Genomic DNA, 19,552 nt, shown 5'->3' with positions numbered 1-19,552 from the left:
AGGGAATCAGTAAAAAACACACAGATGAAACCAATAACTAAATATATATTGACATTTGGGTTGGCAGTAGCACTGTCATCCCAAACTAAAGCACAGCTTAATCCTATGAAAAGTCAGTATTTCCAGAATCCATATCTGGTAAATGCAGCAATGGCGGGTTACCAGAATAAAGCAGAAGTTTTTCTGAATTACTCCAATCAGTGGAATAAAATAGACGGGGCGCCGGTGCTGTTGTCGTTTTCTGCGGCACAACCTGTAAATGATAAAGCAGCGGTTGGATTGAATATAATTAATGACAAATCGGGCTTAATGAGGAAAACTCAGGTAGCCGGAAGTTTTGCTTATAAAGTTCCCTTCAGCGCAGAACATCATATCAGATTTGGCGTCTCTTTAAGTTGGTCGCAAGATAGATTAGACTATACCATGGCCACTAGCTCTGGTGTAAATGACGTTCAACTGGCTCAATTCAATGATAGAGAAAATTATCTGGATGGAAACTTTGGGGTAGCCTATCAGTTTAAACATTTTGAAGCGCAGTTTAGCTACTTGAGTCTCAACCAGAAGAGATATGGACGTATTGCTTCCGTTGATTATGCTACATTTTACAGCGCTGTAAGCTATATGATTAATTTTGACCAGAGCTTTGGTGTAAAGCCACTCTTTGCTTACAGAGGAATAAAGAATTATGATAATCAGTGGGATATGGCCGCAGAATGGAAAGCCGATATGCTGCGGTTTTATACCATGTATCACAGTAATAAAAGCTTCACTGGAGGGATAGGATATTTGCACCAATCTAACTTAAATATATCGCTAATGTACAATTCTGAACCTAGCGATCTCAGGGGATTTAGTGGCGGTATTTTCGATGTTGTAGTAGGGTATAAGTTTTAGTCAATTTATAGAACGGAGAAGGAAAATTTTAAACTCCGTTCATTTTTGCTTTTAATTGTTAGGTTACCTTGAATTTTATGAGGTATAATGTGTCTGCTCTGACAGTAAAAGGATGGACCGAAGAGCGGTATTGATTCTACAAATTAAGTTTTACACAATCTTGGTACAAAATTATCCACTTACTCTTTTGAGAAATACTGTTTAGGCATTACCCCTGTTTCTTTCTTAAAGGCAGTATAAAAAGTAGTCAGGCTTTTAAAGCCAGATTCGTTAGCCAAAGCCTCTATGGTAAGCTGATTTTTCTTTTCAGGATACATCTCTATAAAATATAAAACCCGATATCGATTGGTCCAATCCCTGAAATTTTTTCCGATATGATTATTAATGATCTGAGAGCACTGATGCACAGGAATTCCCAGCAGATTAGCTAAATCCAGAATTTGGAAATTAGGATCTAAAAAAGGCTTCTTAGTACTCATTGTCATCTCTAAAAGGGATTGATCCACAGTGTATTGCTCATTATCTAAAGAGATCGGATTATAAGGAGTACCTGTAAAGTCTTCGGTCTTTTTATCCTTTCTGATAAAAGAAGAGTTCGCCTGTTTTTTATGAATGTTTACATTTACCAGTAAGTAACCATACAACAAATTAGGTTTGTGTAAAAGATAAAGGATAACAAAAGTTAAAGCAATACAATGAAGTGTTAAAAACCAGGGGAATGAGTTGAATTGATACTGAATAAACAGAGAAGAAATGCTAATTGCATGAAATAAAGTTGCTGCTGTTAATATAAAAAACAACCATATCTTATTTGCTCTCCACTTTTTTTGTTTAAATAGTTTAGAATTAATCAGGGTAATCCAACTCATGGAGAGATAGCTTACCATTAAAGCAATTCTGAAAGAAGCCATGAAAATTGCAGGAAAAACACCTGTCTTTTCCGTGATAAATATATTCTTGCTTTGCGAAACAAGATTTGCAACGGCTTCCCAATTTACCTGATGGTCAAAAGATAAAGGGATAAAATGAATAAAAGCAATGATAAAGGGGGTGAAATGAAGCCATTCTTTAGTCGTTAGTTGTTTTTGATCATTTACGAAAAACTTAATATAAAGAAATAAACAAGCCGGAATAATATAATATAAAGGGGTGAAAAATATATATAAAAACGGGAACAAGCCTAATTGATGATGATTTGCCAAAAGAAGTATAATAATTTGCCCAACCCTGGTGAAGATAATAATAGACAAAAACCGGGTTAATTTTCTGATATCTCTATTGGTGAAAAATAGATGAAGAGAAAATATTAAAAATAGAAAGCAAACAGATACGAGAATAATATTTATGGTGTTCATATAAATTATACCGCAAGTTATAGGTTTTTTAGAAAACATTTTAAAAAGAGTGTTTTTTATCTTTCATTGATTGATCCATATCAATATTCCGGTAATTTATTTTTCCTGTTATGGAAATGAAAAATAAAATTTACCATGATGATAAACTTTTGAAAAACTATTCTACCTATTCTATGTTGTATAGAAAATAATTTACCAGAAAATATACTATAGGAAAACATTTATGCTACTAAAATTAAAAGCCGGGAAATACACTCTCGAAGCTAAAAGAAAAACATTTTAACAAAGTACAGAGCTTCAATTTTGAAGATTCAGTAAAGAGATCTAACCGGTAATTGTCTATTGGTGTTGGAATAATCTGTGTTACCCAGTTTAGGGTGGGGCAGAGAAGCTATGTTTCCTGAAGGGAAATAGTGGAAGGAAAGCGTTTGGATTTACCTGTCAATATCTCTTAACTCTGCTATTGAGGCTTTGTACTATACATTATTTTTTAATAACAGAAAAACTATTTGAATAATATCAGGGAAACCTTGTGAGGTTTTACCCATTATAACTAGTCCTAATTAACAAACGTCTATGAAAAAGAGAATTTTACCTTTTTTGTATTTATTGCTATTACTTGCTGTAAAGTTTAACGCTTTAGCACAAAATATAGTACCAGGTAGTGCAGATAATTTTGTGACCACCTGGCAAGTCACTTCAAGAGATCTGGGCATAATCATTCCTGCCAATACAGCTGAATATACTTATAACTATCAGATATATTGGGAAAAAACAGATGATAGTAATGTATATAATCGACAAACCAGTTTGACAGGTACTGCTCAGATACAGTTTCCGTCTGCCGGAACTTATCGGGTAGAGATTTTTGGAAATTTCCCTCACTTTTATCTAGGGAAAGAAGGAGATGGGAATGCTTCAAAGTTAAGTTCCGTAGAGCAATGGGGAAAAATGAAGTGGAAGTCTATGAATAGCACCTTTAAAAATGCTGCTAATTTAAAATATAATGCATTCGATAGTCCCGATTTAGCTGAAGTTAAGGATTTGTCCTGGATGTTTGCTGGTGTTGGTTCGTTCAACTCCCAGTTGAATAACTGGGACGTATCTAAGGTTACAGACATGAATCATATGTTTTATGGATGTGCAAGGTTTAATAATAACTCTCTTAATAATTGGAATGTATCTCAGGTCACCAATATGAGTTATATGTTCTCAGGAAATATTGGATTCAATCAGAATTTGAATTCATGGAACGTAAGCAGTGTCAAGGATATGAGTTATATGTTTGAAGGAGCTTTTGTTTTTAATCAACCATTGGATAGGTGGGAAGTAGGCAATGTGACGGATATGTCCTCCATGTTTAGTGACGCAAGGAACTTTAATCAAAATATAGGGACATGGAATGTATCAAAGGTTACTAACATGTCGAGGATGTTTCGGGAAGCATGGCAGTTTAATCAGGTTTTGAATAATTGGAAGGTTTCTAATGTTACTGAGATGAGCAGCATGTTTTACTATGCCAAAAAATTCAATTCGGATATATCGGGTTGGGATGTGTCGAAAGTGACAAACATGACAAGTATGTTCTCTCATGCACCTGAGTTTAATCAGAATGTAGGAAACTGGAATGTGTCTAGTGTTACCTCTATGAATAGTATGTTCGATTGGGCATTTGTTTTTAACCAGCCACTAGAAAATTGGGATGTATCGAATGTTGTTGATATGACAAATATGTTTAGGTTGGCCAGAGTGTTCAATAAAAACTTGGGGAATTGGGATATTAGAAATGTAAAGCTAATGGGTAGCATGTTAGATGATTGTGGGATGTCTATGTTGAATTATGACAATACTCTAATAGGTTGGGCTAAGCAGGCAGATAAAACACCAAGTGTAAGTTCCAGGGTAAATATGGGAGCTGATGGAATGAGGTACTGTTTTTCTGTTGCAGCAAGAAATAAATTAATTCAGGCCCATGGCTGGAGTATTATAGGAGATACTCAGAATTGTACAGAAATACCCATCATAAAGGGAGATCCCAATAATTTTATTACTACCTGGACAGTGGGGAATGAAGATAAAAGTATCACCATACCTGTTACAAAAATTTATTCCAAAGATTATAACTATCATATTTATTGGGAAGATGTAAATAATACTGCTGTTAATGGGATGGATGCTATCCTGACATCCAGTAAGAAAATAGACTTTCCAGCTCCGGGAACTTATAGAGTAGAAATTACAGGTGATTTTCCACAATTCTCTCTGATAGAGTATGCTGACGAGGCACCAAAACTTACCAGTATAGAGCAATGGGGAACCATAAAATGGGAAAGTATGGAAGGGGCCTTTAATAGGGCAATAAACATGGTCAGTAATGCCAGTGATAAACCTGATTTATCTAAGGTTAACAATATGAAGGGGATGTTCCTGTCTGCTGAAAAATTTAATCAGGATCTGAATGATTGGGATGTTTCTTCCATAATCAATATGCACCAACTTTTTTTCGGAGCTAAGGAATTTAATGGGAAAATAGATAATTGGGACGTTTCACGTGTTACCAATATGGGAGGAATGTTTTCAGGAGCAAGCCTTTTTAACCAGCCATTAGATAGATGGAATGTTTCGGCGGTTACCAACATGGAGGGAATGTTTCTGAATACCAAAGTGTTTAATCAAAGTCTCAACTCATGGAACGTTTCTAAAGTAAAGAACATGTCTAATATGTTTAATGGGGCCGAAATTTTTAATGGACAAATAAGTGATTGGGATGTTTCTGCTGTAACCAACACAGTATCCATGTTTGTAGGTGCCAGAAAGTTTAATCAACCGTTAAATCAATGGAAAGTAGGCAAGGTAACCAACATGGGCATGATGTTCTTTTATGCAGAAGCATTTAATCAGGATCTGAATGATTGGGATGTTTCAAAGGTGACAAACATGTCTAGTATGTTCAACTCTGCACTGAAATTTAATGGTAAAATAGATGCTTGGGATGTTTCCAGTGTGAATAATATGTCTAACATGTTCAATACAGCGCGTGTGTTCAATCAGGATATAGGTGGTTGGAATGTTTCAAATGCGACCAATATGTCCAGTATGTTTTCCGGTGCTCAGTCTTTTAACCAGGATTTGAAAAATTGGGATGTTTCTAAGGTAACTAATATGAGTTACATGTTACAGTGGGCTCCTTATAATTACAGCCTTGGTGGATGGAATGTGAGTAGCGTGACTAATATGGAAAAAATGCTTGATGTTTCCGGCTTATCCTTAGAAAACTATGATGCCACCCTTATTGGTTGGGCCTCGAGATCTGATTTACAGTCAAACGTAAAATTAGGGGCAAAAAGACTAAAATATTGTACAGCTGAGGAAGCACGGAATGAATTGATAAATAAGTGGGGATGGCAGGTGATGGAAGATGAGGTAGGGTGTCCTATTACACCGGGAAGTTCGAAAAACTTTATTACCACATGGACAGTCTCAGGAACAGATTTAAGTATTCCGTTATATAAAACAAGCTATCTCGATTATAATTATCATTTGTATTGGGAGAAAGTTGATGATCCTAATATAAAAGGTATGGAAATGGATATTACAGAAGAAAAAACGTTGACATTCCCTACAGCAGGTACCTACCGACTAGAAATATTTGGAGAGTATCCTCATTTTTACTTTGAAGATAATACACCAAATGCTCTGAAATTGATATCTATAGACCAATGGGGTACCAATAAATGGAAATCTATGCTTAAGACTTTCCAGGGAGCCAAAAATATGGAGTATAAAGCAACGGATAAGCCCAATCTGTCAGTGGTAGAAAATATGAACTTTATGTTTTATGGGGCTGAAATGTTTAATGGTAATATTGGAGATTGGGATGTCTCTAAAGTAACCAGCATGACTTCTCTGTTTCATGGAGCCATTAGATTTAATACCGATCTATCTAACTGGAAGGTCTCTAATGTGACTAAGATGGGCAATATGTTTACTAACGCATCTATGTTTAATGGAAACATTAGTACCTGGAACGTTTCTAAGGTAACAGATATGAGGTTTATGTTTTTTGGAGCTTCTGTCTTTAATGCCGATGTATCTGATTGGGATGTTTCAAATGTTACAAATATGGGCTTCATGTTTAACGGAGCCAGTAAGTTCAATATTAACCTGTCTGGTTGGAATGTGGGTAAGGTGACTAGTATGACGAATATGTTTCAGATGGCATCGCTATTTGATCAGCCTATTGGAGGATGGAATGTGTCTAATGTAACCGATATGTCGGCTATGTTTTACAACGCAGAGAAATTTAATCAGGATTTGAGTACCTGGAACGTTTCTAAAGTCAATAAGATGGTTTCGATGTTTGCATTTACCAAAGTATTTAATGGAAATATAAAAAACTGGGACGTGTCCAATGTTACCAATATGGTGAATATGTTTATAGCAGCAGAGGCTTTTAATCAGGATATCTCGGGGTGGAATGTAGCGAAGGTGACCGATATGAGCAGCATGTTTTCTGAAGCAAGTGCATTTAATCAGAATTTAGGTTCATGGAATATCTCCAATGTGACCATCATGAAAGATATGCTGAATAAATCGGCATTATCTAAAGACAATTACGATGCAACACTTATAGGTTGGGCAAATCGGGGAGGCTTAAAACAAAATGTAAAATTAGGAGCGTTAGATCTTGTTTATTGTGCCGGTAGCCAGGCCAGAGAAACACTGGTTACCAATTTTCAATGGAACATAGTGGGCGATACACAAGAATGTTTAGAAATTCATGGTGAAGATAATTTTATTACCACATGGCAGGTGAGTGGTAGCGATCTAAGTATCACCATTCCAATAAATCCTGCTTATACTACCTATAACTATCATATTTATTGGGAAGATGCCCTAAACTCTGCAACTAACGGAGTAGAAGCTAATCTTACAGGAAGTAAGACCCTTACCTTTCCGGCAGCAGGAACGTACAGGGTAGAGATAGCAGGTGATTTTCCTCATTTCTATCTGAATAATTACAGTGATGCGCCTAAGCTGCTTTCTGTAACCCAATGGGGTACCGGAGTGTGGAAATCAATGGAAGCAGCTTTCTACGGAGCTAAAAACATGAAGCTTAATGCAGATGATATACCCGATTTGTCTGAAGTAAGCAGTATGAAAGAAATGTTTGCCTCCGCGACATTATTTAACGGAGCCATTGGTGGTTGGAATGTTTCCAATGTGACCAATATGCATGCATTATTTGCCAATGCAGCATCCTTTAATGGGGATATCAGTAATTGGAATGTGTCTAGTGTAACCAACATGTCCAACATGTTTCAGGGAGCAACAGTGTTTAACCAATCTATAGGAGGTTGGACCGTAGAAAAGGTCACCAATATGGAGGCCATGTTTGCAAAAGCCAAAGCCTTCAATAAAAATATAGGCAGCTGGAACGTAAGCAATGTTACAAACCTGAAAAACATGTTTTCAGAAGCTACAGTATTCAACCAGCCATTAAATAACTGGAATGTAGCACAGGTAACAAACATGTCAGGTATGTTTAATACCGCTTTGAAATTTAATCAGTCTTTAACAGACTGGAAAGTTAATCTGGTGACAGACATGAGTCTCATGTTTGCCAAAACAGATGACTTTAATCAAGATTTAAGCAGTTGGCAAACTGCTGCACTTACCGATATATCTGGCATGTTTAGCCAAACAAGATCATTTAATGGGGCTCTGAATACCTGGGATGTGTCGGCAGTAACAAAAATGGAGAATGTTTTTAATGCCGCTACTTCATTTAATAAGTCGGTAAGTGCATGGAATGTTGCCAATGTAAGTACTATGCAGGCAATGTTTTCAGGTGCATCTAACTTTGATCAAAGCTTAGCCACATGGGATGTTAGAAATGTGACCAATATGGCGGGAATGTTAGATAATTCCCATCTATCAAGAGAAAATTACGATGCAACATTAACAGGATGGGTAAGAGATAATTTTGTATTGAAGCAAAATGTGCCATTGGGCGCAGCAGGACTTACTTTCTGTGAGGGGGGGCTATCCAGGTCCAAACTAATTAATGATTTTGGATGGGTAATTACAGGCGATTCAGAAGATTGCCCTATTGTACCCGGAAGCACAGATAATTTTATAACTACCTGGGTTGTGGACAATTCAGACCTCACCGCTCTGGTACCAGTTAACCCCGCTCATACTTACAACTACGTTGTACGTTGGGAAAAAGTAGGCGATGCAAGCCAGACCAGCGTAAGTATGAATATTACAGGCGATGAGTTGCTGACTTTCCCTTCTGCAGGAACTTACAAAGTAGAAATAGTAGGAACCTTCCCGCAGTTCTACTTAAATAATAATACAAGCCATAAATCAAAACTAGTTTCCATAGACCAATGGGGTAAAAGCCAGTGGAAAGCTATGAATAATTCGTTCTACGGAGCATCTAATCTGGAGTATAGGGCAACAGATATTCCTGATTTGTCTGCCGTACAAGATATGAGCGGAATGTTCAGGGATAATACCATATTTAATGGAAACATAGGCAATTGGAATGTAGCAGCAGCTACCAATATGAACGCCATGTTTAAAGGAGCAACATCTTTTAATCAGGATATAAAAAACTGGGATGTTTCCAATGTAACCAACATGGGCGCTATGTTTGAAAATGCAGAGCTATTTAATAAGGACCTCGCAGATTGGAGCGTAGCAAAAGTAACAACTATGAATGCCATGTTCCAGGGTGCAAGAGCTTTTAATGGAAATATAGGCAATACCTGGGATGTAGCCGAAGTGGTAGATATGGGAGCTATGTTTGCCAATGCTATTGTTTTCAATCAAAGCTTGGGCAACTGGAATATATCTAAAGTAACCAACATGCAAAATATGTTGGATTATTCTGCACTGTCTAAAGCCAATTACGATGCCACGTTAATAGGTTGGGCATCACAGCCAACACTTAATAATAATGTAAAATTAGGGGCAGAAGGGTTAACCTATTGTTTAGGAAGAAATGCCCATACCGATCTGGAAAATAACTACCAATGGGTAATTTCAGGCGATACGGAAAATTGTCCGATTACACCGGGTACTACAGAAAACTTTGTAACTACCTGGAGGGTAAGTGGTACGGATCTTACTGTTACCATACCAACCCACACCTCATCCAATTATAACTATAGTATCTATTGGGAAAAAATAGGCGATCAACAAGTAAACGGTATAAAAACAGATATCACAGGCGATGGCCAATTAACCTTCCCTTCTTCTGGTGATTACAAGGTGGAGATCTTTGGCGACTTCCCTCAGATTGATATGGGGAAAGCAGCTTATACCGATCATTCAAAACTTATTTCTATAAATCAGTGGGGTACCAATAAGTGGAAATCCATGTTGAAAGCATTTTATGGTGCCGTGAATATGACCTATAATGCATCTGATAATCCAGATTTGGCAGAAGTGAAAAGTATTTCAGAAATGTTCTCCGGAGCATCCTCTTTTAACGGAGCCATTGGAAACTGGGACGTGTCAAATGTAGAAGAAATGGCCATGGTGTTTAAAGATGCTACACAATTTAATCAGAGCCTAAGTAACTGGAATGTATCCAATGTAAAGGGAATGAACTATATGTTCCAGGGAGCAACTTCATTCAATCAGGATTTGGATAGCTGGCAGGTTTCCAATAAAATGGAAAGCATGGGGGGAATGTTCCAAGGAGCAACCAGCTTTAATGGTCTTGTACAAGGGTGGGATGTTTCTAATGTAAAGGACATGATGTATATGTTTAAAGATGCCACTTCCTTTAATAAGGATCTGGATACATGGAACATCACTTCTAAAATGCATACCATCAATAACATGTTTGAGGGGGCTACTGGTTTCAATGGACAGCTAGGCGCATGGAATATTTCGGCTGTAACCAATCTGGCAGAAATGTTTAAGAATGCCACCTCATTTAATCAGGACTTAAACCATTGGGTAACAACCGGTACAAAGGGAACAATGAAGGGAGTGTTTGAAGGAGCAACCAGTTTTAATGGAATGCTGAGCAATTGGGATGTGTCTGGTGTGACCGAGATGGGGAGCATGTTTAAAAGTGCTGGCGCATTTAATCAAAGCCTGGCTAACTGGAATGTATCCAAAGTATCCTCTATGAATGCAATGCTGGATAATTCAGGCTTATCTAAAGAAAATTATGACGCCACATTAGTAGGATGGGGCAGTAGAACCGATCTTAGACAAGGAGTTAATTTAGGTGCGGCAGGTTTGCTTTATTGCGCAGGAACCACCGCAAGAAATAAATTAATCACTCAATTTAAATGGGTAATAACCGGCGATACCGAAGACTGTATACAGCCAGGTAATACCGATTATTTTGTGACCACCTGGAATATTCCTGCATCTGATTTGACGGTAACTATACCGGTAAACAACGCCGGTGTATTCAATTACCATATATCATGGCAAGATGTAAATACATCAACCGTTAATGGTAAAGTAACCAATTTAAAAGACACTTATGTCATCAATTTTCCTGCAGCAGGTACTTACAAGGTAGAAATAGCAGGCGATTTTCCGCATTTCGCTATAGATAGCAATCATGATGGGTATAAACTGGTTTCCGTAGATCAATGGGGAGTTAACCAGTGGCTTTCTATGAAAGAAGCGTTCAAAGGAGCTTCTAATATGACTCTCACCGCAACAGATAAGCCAGATCTGTCAACAGTAAAAGATATGAGTGGAATGTTTTCCGGAGCATCATCTTTTAACGGAGATATTGGCAGTTGGAATGTGTCTTCTGTGGAAAATATGAATCATCTGTTCTCCGGAGCCACTCAGTTCAATCAAAATATAGCTAACTGGGATGTTTCCAATGTGATCGATATGAGTTACATGTTCCAGAAAGCAACTGCCTTTAATCAGAATTTGCCATGGGCCGGAAAAACAGCTAAGGTGACCAATATGGCTTATATGTTTGCCGAAGCAACATCGTTTAATGGTATAATAGACAACTGGAATGTATCAACGGTTAATAATATGAGCCACATGTTCCAGAAAGCATCAGCTTTTAATCAGTCGTTAACGTGGAATGCAGGTAGTGTTACCAACATGTCTTATATGTTTTCTGAAGCAACTGCCTTTAATGGAAATATAGGGAATTGGGATGTGTCTGCAGTTGAGGATATGAGCTATATGTTCCAAAAGGCAATAGCTTTTAACCAAAATCTAGCCTGGAATACAAGCAAGGTGACCAATATGGCTTCTATGTTCTCCGAAGCAACTTTGTTTAATCAGGATATAGGAACATGGGATGTGTCGAAAGTTCAAAACATGAGTAATATGTTCTATAGGGCGGGTGCATTTAACGGAAATATAGGAGAGTGGAAAGGAAAAGTAGCAAACGTAAAAAATATGGCGGGCATGTTTAACGAAGCCTCGCTATTTAATCAAACACTGGCAGACTGGGATGTTTCTAAGGTGACAGATATGAAAAAAATGTTCTCCGAAGCCACCAGTTTTAATCAGAATGTAAGCGGCTGGAATGTGAATAATGTGACAGAAATGGATCAGATGTTCAGACAGGCTACTTCATTTAATCAGAGTTTAGGTAATTGGAATGTGCGAAATGTACGCAGCATGGACGGCATGCTGGACTACGCTGATTTATCTATAGCCAATTATGAAGCTACATTGCAAGGCTGGGTAGCATTGGGTAATTTGAAACATAACGTGGTGCTTGGAGCAGAAGGCCTAAAATATTGTAGAGCAGAAGTGCACAGAGAAACATTGAAAAATACTTACAGCTGGCAAATCTTAGGCGATATACAAAGTTGTACAGATAATTTTGTAACCACCTGGCAGATTCCTGCGGGTAATTTATCACTAACTATACCTGTTAATTCAGCCTATACCTATAATTACGATATCTATTGGGAAAAAGTAGGCGATTTAAATATCAATGGAAGGATGCCGGCAAACCAGGGGGCAGCAACAATTACCTTCCCTTCTGCTGGTGACTATCGCGTAGGTATTATAGGTGCTTTCCCTCATTTCTATCTAAATGGAAATGCAGATGCCGATAAATTAAAAAGTATAGACCAATGGGGTACAATAGAGTGGAACTCTATGAACAATGCATTTAAAGGAGCGGTAAATATGGTGTATAAAGCAACAGATAAACCCGACTTAAGTGATGTTGTTGATATGAGTGGTATGTTCCAGGATGCAAAGGCATTTAACGGAGATATCGCCAGTTGGAATGTGTCTAATATAGACAATATGTCTGCTATGTTTGCCGGAGCTTTAGCCTTTAATAGAAGTTTAAGTAACTGGGATGTAACAAAAGTAAAGGACATGAGCGGTATGTTCCAGAACGCCACCTTGTTTAACCAAACTTTAGCATGGGGTAATAAAACAGGAGTAGTTACCCATATGAATAATATGTTCTCTGGAGCTTCAGCCTTTAACAAACCTGTTAGCGGCTGGGATGTGTCTAAGGTAGAGAATATGAGTGGTATGTTCCAGCATGCAACCTCTTTTGATCAGGAACTAGATTCGTGGTCGGTAGCCGCTGTAAAAGATATGACGGACATGTTCTCCGGAGCATCTTCATTTAACCATGCCCTTAACGGATGGAATGTATCTGCAGTGAAAAACATGAGTGGTATGTTCCAGGATGCAACCTCGTTTAATCAGAGTCTGAGCAATTGGAATGTAACAGTTGTAACACACATGACCAATATGTTCTCTGATGCAGTTTCATTTAACCAAAGTTTAGGAATGTGGCAAATAGTTGCCACCACAGATATGAGCGGTATGTTAGACCGTTCAGCATTATCTTTAGCAAATTATGATGCTACCTTAAGCGGATGGAAATCATTTAATGATTCGCAAACCACACCAATAACCGGTATAACATTAGGAGCTGCAGGGTTGGATTATTGTAGTGCTAAGCTGGATAGAGATGTATTGGTAGATAATAATACCGGAGGATATAACTGGACTATCAATGGAGATAAGGAAAGTTGTAACATGCGGTTTATTACCACCTGGACGGTAGCCGCTGGAGATACAAAAATTACTGTTCCTGCGAATACCAGCGATTATACTTATAGCTACAGCATCAATTGGGAGGATGTAAGTAATCCAAGTAATCAAGGTGCAATAGCTAATGCAACAGGTGCAGAGCTTATTGACTTTGTTAACCCAGGAACCTATCGGGTAGAAATTCACGGTACTTTCCCGCATTTCTATTTGAATGGCCATGCTGATGCACCTAAGTTAGTAAGCATAGATCAGTGGGGAGAGAGCGATTGGAAATCAATGAAAAATGCTTTCAAAGGAGCGGTGAACATGACGTATAATACCATAGATATACCCGATTTAAGTGGGGTAACAGATATGAGCGGCATGTTTGCAGGAGCATCTTCCTTTAATGGAGCAATAGGTGGCTGGGATGTTTCCGATGCCAAAGATATGACCTCTATGTTTGAAGGAGCAAGCTCTTTTAACCAAAACCTGAATAGCTGGAATGTTTTGCAGGTAGAAAACATGTCAGCGATGTTTAAGGGAGCTACAGCCTTTAACGGAATTATTGGCAACTGGAAAGTGAATAATGTTACAGATATGTCAGCAATGTTTAACGGAGCCAAAGCCTTTAACCGTGCTTTAGGAAATTGGACTGTTGATAAGGTAACTACCTTAGAAAGTACATTCGCTGGAGCCGAAACATTTAATCAGGATTTAAGTTCATGGAGAACACCTGTGGCAATAACGCTGAAAGATATGTTTAGTGGGGCAAAACTCTTCAACCATCCTGTAAAAGATTGGGATGTTGCTTTAGTAAACAATATGGAAGGCATGTTTAATCATGCCGAAGCATTTAATCAGTCTTTAGCAACATGGAGTGTGGCAGCAGTTACAGATATGGCCAATATGTTAAGCCATTCAGGTCTGTCTATGGCAAATTATGATGCTACGCTGATAGGTTGGGCATCACAATCGCTCAAACCAAACGTTGCTTTAGGTGCCGATGGATTGCAGTATTGTCAGAGTGCCGAACAAAGAACTATTTTAATGGGAAGCCCGTTAAGTTGGAATATCACAGGAGATACAGAAGGCTGTTCTACTAACTTTGTGACCACCTGGACCGTAAATGCTGCAGACTTAAATATAACTATACCGGCAAATACAGCAGACTATACTTATAACTATAGTGTTTATTGGGAAAAAACAGATGATGTAAACAGTAAAGGTTCGGTAAACGATGCCGAAGATGCTGTGGTGCTGACTTTCCCTGCAGCAGGCACATATAAAGTTTCCATTTCAGGAGAATACCCTCATTTTTATCTTAATAATGTACAATCCAATGCAGCCAAACTCAGCAGTATAGAACAGTGGGGGAATATTCAATGGAAGTCTATGCACAAAGCATTTCAGGGCGCCAAAAATATGGTCTATGGTACAGCTACAACCATAGGTGCTCCAGACCTTTCCTTAGTGAAAGATATGAGTTTTATGTTTGCCGGTGCCTCTAAATTTAATGGCTCTATAGGGAGCTGGAATGTCTCTGCCGTTGAAGATATGAACAACATGTTTAATGGAGCCAGACTGTTTAATCAGCCTTTAAATAACTGGGATGTTTCGCAGGTGAAAAATATGTGTTTCATGTTTAATTCAGCAGCAGCATTTAATCAAGATCTGGCATGGGGTGTTAAAACAGCTCATGTAACCAATATGTCCTCTATGTTTTATGATGCTGTCGCCTTTAACGGAAATATTGAGAACTGGGATGTAAGCAATGTGTTAAGCATGGATGGCATGTTTCAGGGGGCATCAGCATTCAATCGGGATTTGGATAGCTGGAATGTTAGCAAGGTGAAAAATATGAGCGAAATGTTCTCTAAAGCAACCGCATTTAACGGTCAGATTAAAAATTGGGTGGTTTCTGCCGTAGAGAATATGGATGCAATGTTTAGCGAAGCCAGCGCATTTAATCAGGATATCTCAGGTTGGGATGTAGGGAATGTAATAGATATGGACCATATGTTCTCTAAAGCAACCTCTTTTAACCAGTCGCTAGGTAACTGGAATGTAGGCAAAGTTTTAGATATGGAGGGGATGCTGGATTATTCAGCCTTGTCTATGGCAAATTACGATGCAACATTAATAGGCTGGGCCACTAAAACATTGAAAAATGGAGTGATTCTGGGAGCCGAAGGTTTAAAATACTGCCAGTCAGAAAATGATAGAACAGCTATAATGACAAACTTTAGTTGGACTATTAAGGGAGATAGTAAAGGCTGTGCAGATAATTTTATCACCACCTGGAAAGTAGATGCAGGTAACTCAACCATAACCATACCAGTATCCGCTAATGCATCTTATACCTATAATTATGATATCTACTGGGAAAATACAGGGAATACAAGTCAAAAAGGAATAGTGAATGATGTACAGGGCAATGGAGTGATAACTGTTCCTGCACCTGGAACATATAAAGTAAGTATTACCGGAGAATTCCCGGCAATTTATCTGAACGGAGGCACAGAAGCTGCAAACTTATTAAGCATAGACCAATGGGGAACCATAAAGTGGCAAACCATGGAAAGCGCATTTAAGGGAGCATCTGATATGGAGTATGCTGCAACAGATAAACCAGACCTTGCACAGGTAAAAAATATGAGTGCCATGTTCTCCGGTGCAACCAGCTTTAACGGTAGTATTGATGGGTGGAACGTTGCGCAGGTACAGAATATGAGCGATATGTTTAATGGGGCCACGCTGTTTGATCAGGAATTGAATAGTTGGAATGTATCCAATGTAACCAATATGAGCAATATGTTTAAAGCAGCAGGTAGCTTTAATGGAAACATAAAGAATTGGCGCGTAAATAAAGTAGCTAATATGGCGCAAATGTTTGCTGACGCCATTAAATTTAATCAAAGTCTGGCCAGTTGGAATATATCTAATGTGTCTGATATGACAGGAATGTTGGATAGAACAGCTTTGTCTATGGATAATTATGATAATACATTAATTGGCTGGGGCGCTTTAAGCTCAGTGAAAAGAAATGTAATACTGGGAGCAGACCAACTAAACTACTGTCGTGGACAAGTAGCCCGTGCCATGTTAATAAGTGCTTTCAGTTGGGATATTGTTGGTGATAATCAAAACTGTCCGGAGTTGGTGATTACAGCAGTGGCAGGTAATAAAATTTATGGTCAGGATGATCCGGAATTAGCTTACAACGCAACTGGTTTTGTAAACGGAGAGGATGAAAGTATATTAAATGGTGCATTGGGTAGAGTAGCAGGAGAAAACGTAGCTACTTACCCTATCAATTTAGGAACATTAACAGCACCAAACTATAATATCACTTTTAATACGGCAGACTTTACCATTAATCCGGCAGGATTAAAAGTAGTGGTTACGCCAGGTCAAACTAAAGTTTATGGAACTTCAGACCCAATATATAAATATTCGGTAACAGGCTTTGTAAAAGGAGAAAATGAAAGTTTGATGCAGGGGCAACTAACCAGAGCAGCAGGAAATAATGTGGGGGATTACAACATAGAGATAGGAACCCTTCAGGCCAATAACTATACTATTTCTGAGTATACAGGGGCGATATTTAAAATTACACCTGCTCCGTTAAAAATAGTAGCCAACCCAGGTCAGTTTAAAACCTATGGACAAACAGACCCTGTGTTAACTTACACGTCAACAGGTTTAATTCCGGGAGACGACCCGAATGATGCTAGTGTGATAAGCGGAGCATTATCCAGAGTCCAGGGCGAAGCAGTTAGAAAATACGCCATTAATAAGGGAACTCTTGTAGCGCCAAACTACAGTATTAGTTTTACCGGATCAGATTTTGAGATAAAACCAGCAGGACTGATAGTAACGGTAGATCCAAACCAGAAAAAGATGTACGGAAAAGCGGATCCCGTACTCTCTTATACCGCAACAGGTTTTGTGTTGGGAGAAGATAAAACTGTCCTGAAAGGAGCTCTAAAAAGAACAACAGGAGAAATTGTAGGATTGTATCCTGTTAATCAGGGAACTTTGGCCGCAGATAACTATACCATAACCTTCCATACGGATAACTTTGAAATTACAAAGGCTGGATTGGAGGTGGTTGCAGATCCAAACCAAAGTAAAGTATATGGTGAAAACGATCCCGATGAATATACTTATGTCGCCACAGGTTTTGTCAGAGGAGATAACTATAATGTTTTAACAGGTAAACTGGGTAGAGTTACAGGGAATAATGTGGGTAGTTATGACATCAATCAAGGTACCCTGGATGCTGCCAATTACGATATAAACTTTACAAAGGATGTATTTGAAATAACACCTGCAGAGTTGACAGTAATAGCTACAGAAGGACAACACAAAACTTATGGAGACACGGATCCTGTTTTTGTATATACCGCAAGTGGTTTTGTAGCCGGAGAAAATCAGTCTGTAATTACAGGTAGTTTATCAAGGGTAAGTGGAGAAGCTGTAAGAGTTTATGCCATTACTCAGGGAAGTTTAACCGCACCAAACTACACCATCAATTATATAGAAGCCGGTTTCGAAATCAAGGCCAAAGAACTTATTGTAGATGCAAAACCGGGGCAAAGTAAAGTGTACGGAACAGCAGATCCTGTACTGGATTACGATGTTACAAATTTTGCCTTCAATGAAGATAAAACAATCATGAGAGGAGCATTGTCCAGATTAGAGGGTGAAGAAAGAGGTATGTATCCAATGAATAGAGGAACATTGTCGGCACCAAATTATACCATTAAGTTCAATAGTGCCGATTTTGAAATTACCCCTGCAACTTTAACAGTGACACCAAAAGCCGGACAGCATAAAATTTATGGTAATCCTGATCCTGAACTTATGTACGATATTACCGGATTTGTAACAGCAGACGATGCAAGTATTGTAGAAGGTGCATTATCCAGAAAATCAGGAGAAAATGTTGGAAATTATCCAATAACCATAGGAACACTTTCCGCACCTAATTATGTGCTTACCGTGTTAAATGAAGTTTTTAGTATACAAACCAAAGAACTGAAAATAATAGCTGATAGTGGGCAGCACAAAACTTACGGGGACCAGCCAGATCCCGAGTTGACTTATACAACAGAAGGTTTGGTTTGGGGAGACAGATTAACAGGAGAGCTGGCAAGGCAGTCGGGTGAAAATGTAGGTAAATATGATATTGAGAGAGGGACATTGGATCTGGCTAATAATAGCAGTAATTACCTTGTCCAGTTTGTGGGGAATAAATTTACCATTAATCCTGCTTTATTAACCATCACTCCGGAAGCCAACCAACAGAAGGTTTATGGAGAAAGAGACCCTATAGAGCTGCTTTATACAGCTGATGGTTTTAAAAATGGAGAAGATCTGTGGATAATGACGGGGACTTTAGCGCGTGCCTCAGGAGAGCAGGTTGGGCTGTATAAAATAACTCAGGGTACTTTAAGCTCGGGGTCTAATTATACTATGCAGTTGAAAGACGAAGATTTCGAAATTAAAAAGGCCATATTGAGGGTGAAGGCAAAAGATGTTGAAGTATGCCAGGATGAACCATTGCCGCTGACCTACGAAATAGAAAGTGCTGATTGGGTAAATGGAGATAATGAAAGTGTGCTGACTGCGAAGCCAAAAGTAAGCGGGCCATCTACAGGAAGTAGCGTTGCCGGTGTGTTTGATTTGGAAGTACACTCTGCTGCGGCTGATAATTATGATTTCAATTATCAAAAAGGAAGATTAGAAGTTTATGCAGCGCCACAACCCACTATTGTAAAAGTGAGCGAAGCAGAACCTGTGGTAGGATCGGTAGTGATATTAAAAGCCGGAGGCAACGCAAACTCTACCTACGAATGGACCTGGGAAGGAGGTACAGGTGTAGCTACAGATGAAGAAGTATCTATTCTTGTAAGTAAACCAGAGATAACTGTTTCTTTAACAGAGACTACAGCAAACGGCTGTAGCGCAACAGTCACTTATCTTATTAAAGCCAGAGGTGGAATAGAGATTTTAGTGCCAAATAACTTTATAACTCCTAACGGTGATGGTAAAAATGATGTTTGGATCGTGAAAAATCTGCAATATTTTTCAAATACGTACCTGACCATAATAGACCGTTCAGGGAAAAAAGTTTATGAAACACCAAACTATCAAAGTGATTGGGGAGGAGTATCATCATCCGGCGAAATTCTGGGAGAAGGAACCTACTACTATTTGCTAGAGGTAGAAGGTCATGTGTTAAAAGGGTTTATTACAATAATTCGTTAATC

3 protein-coding genes are annotated in these 19,552 nt (G+C 38.5%); 2 read left to right on the top strand and 1 reads right to left on the bottom strand.

Annotation, left to right across the window (positions count from 1 at the left end; genetic code table 11):
• Positions 1–24 precede the first annotated feature (24 nt).
• Positions 25–894 carry a PorP/SprF family type IX secretion system membrane protein gene (locus tag ACFSAH_RS02585; protein WP_379661130.1) on the top strand — a complete coding sequence of 290 codons (870 nt, stop codon included), beginning with the start codon at positions 25–27 and terminating at the stop codon, positions 892–894.
• A gap of 179 nt (positions 895–1,073) precedes the next feature.
• Here ACFSAH_RS02585 and ACFSAH_RS02580 read toward each other — a convergent pair whose 3' ends face one another.
• Positions 1,074–2,249, bottom strand: a complete 1,176-nt coding sequence (locus ACFSAH_RS02580) for a helix-turn-helix domain-containing protein (protein WP_379661129.1) — start codon at positions 2,247–2,249, stop codon at positions 1,074–1,076.
• A gap of 576 nt (positions 2,250–2,825) precedes the next feature.
• Between ACFSAH_RS02580 and ACFSAH_RS02575 the strand changes: the two genes are divergently transcribed.
• Positions 2,826–19,550, top strand: a complete 16,725-nt coding sequence (locus ACFSAH_RS02575; RefSeq protein WP_379661128.1) for a BspA family leucine-rich repeat surface protein — start codon at positions 2,826–2,828, stop codon at positions 19,548–19,550.
• Positions 19,551–19,552 lie beyond the last annotated feature (2 nt).

Origin of the sequence: Pseudopedobacter beijingensis (assembly GCF_042678145.1) — a bacterium.
Lineage (GTDB): Bacteria > Bacteroidota > Bacteroidia > Sphingobacteriales > Sphingobacteriaceae > Pseudopedobacter > Pseudopedobacter beijingensis.
This window is presented reverse-complemented; position numbering and strand designations above follow the sequence as displayed.

What these genes read in the sequence shown, in the direction of transcription:
- ACFSAH_RS02585 (WP_379661130.1), top strand. Translation starts at nt 25, where the DNA reads ATGAAACCAATAACTAAATATATATTGACATTTGGGTTGGCAGTAGCA.
- ACFSAH_RS02580 (WP_379661129.1), bottom strand. Translation starts at nt 2,249, where the DNA reads ATGAACACCATAAATATTATTCTCGTATCTGTTTGCTTTCTATTTTTA.
- ACFSAH_RS02575 (WP_379661128.1), top strand. Translation starts at nt 2,826, where the DNA reads ATGAAAAAGAGAATTTTACCTTTTTTGTATTTATTGCTATTACTTGCT.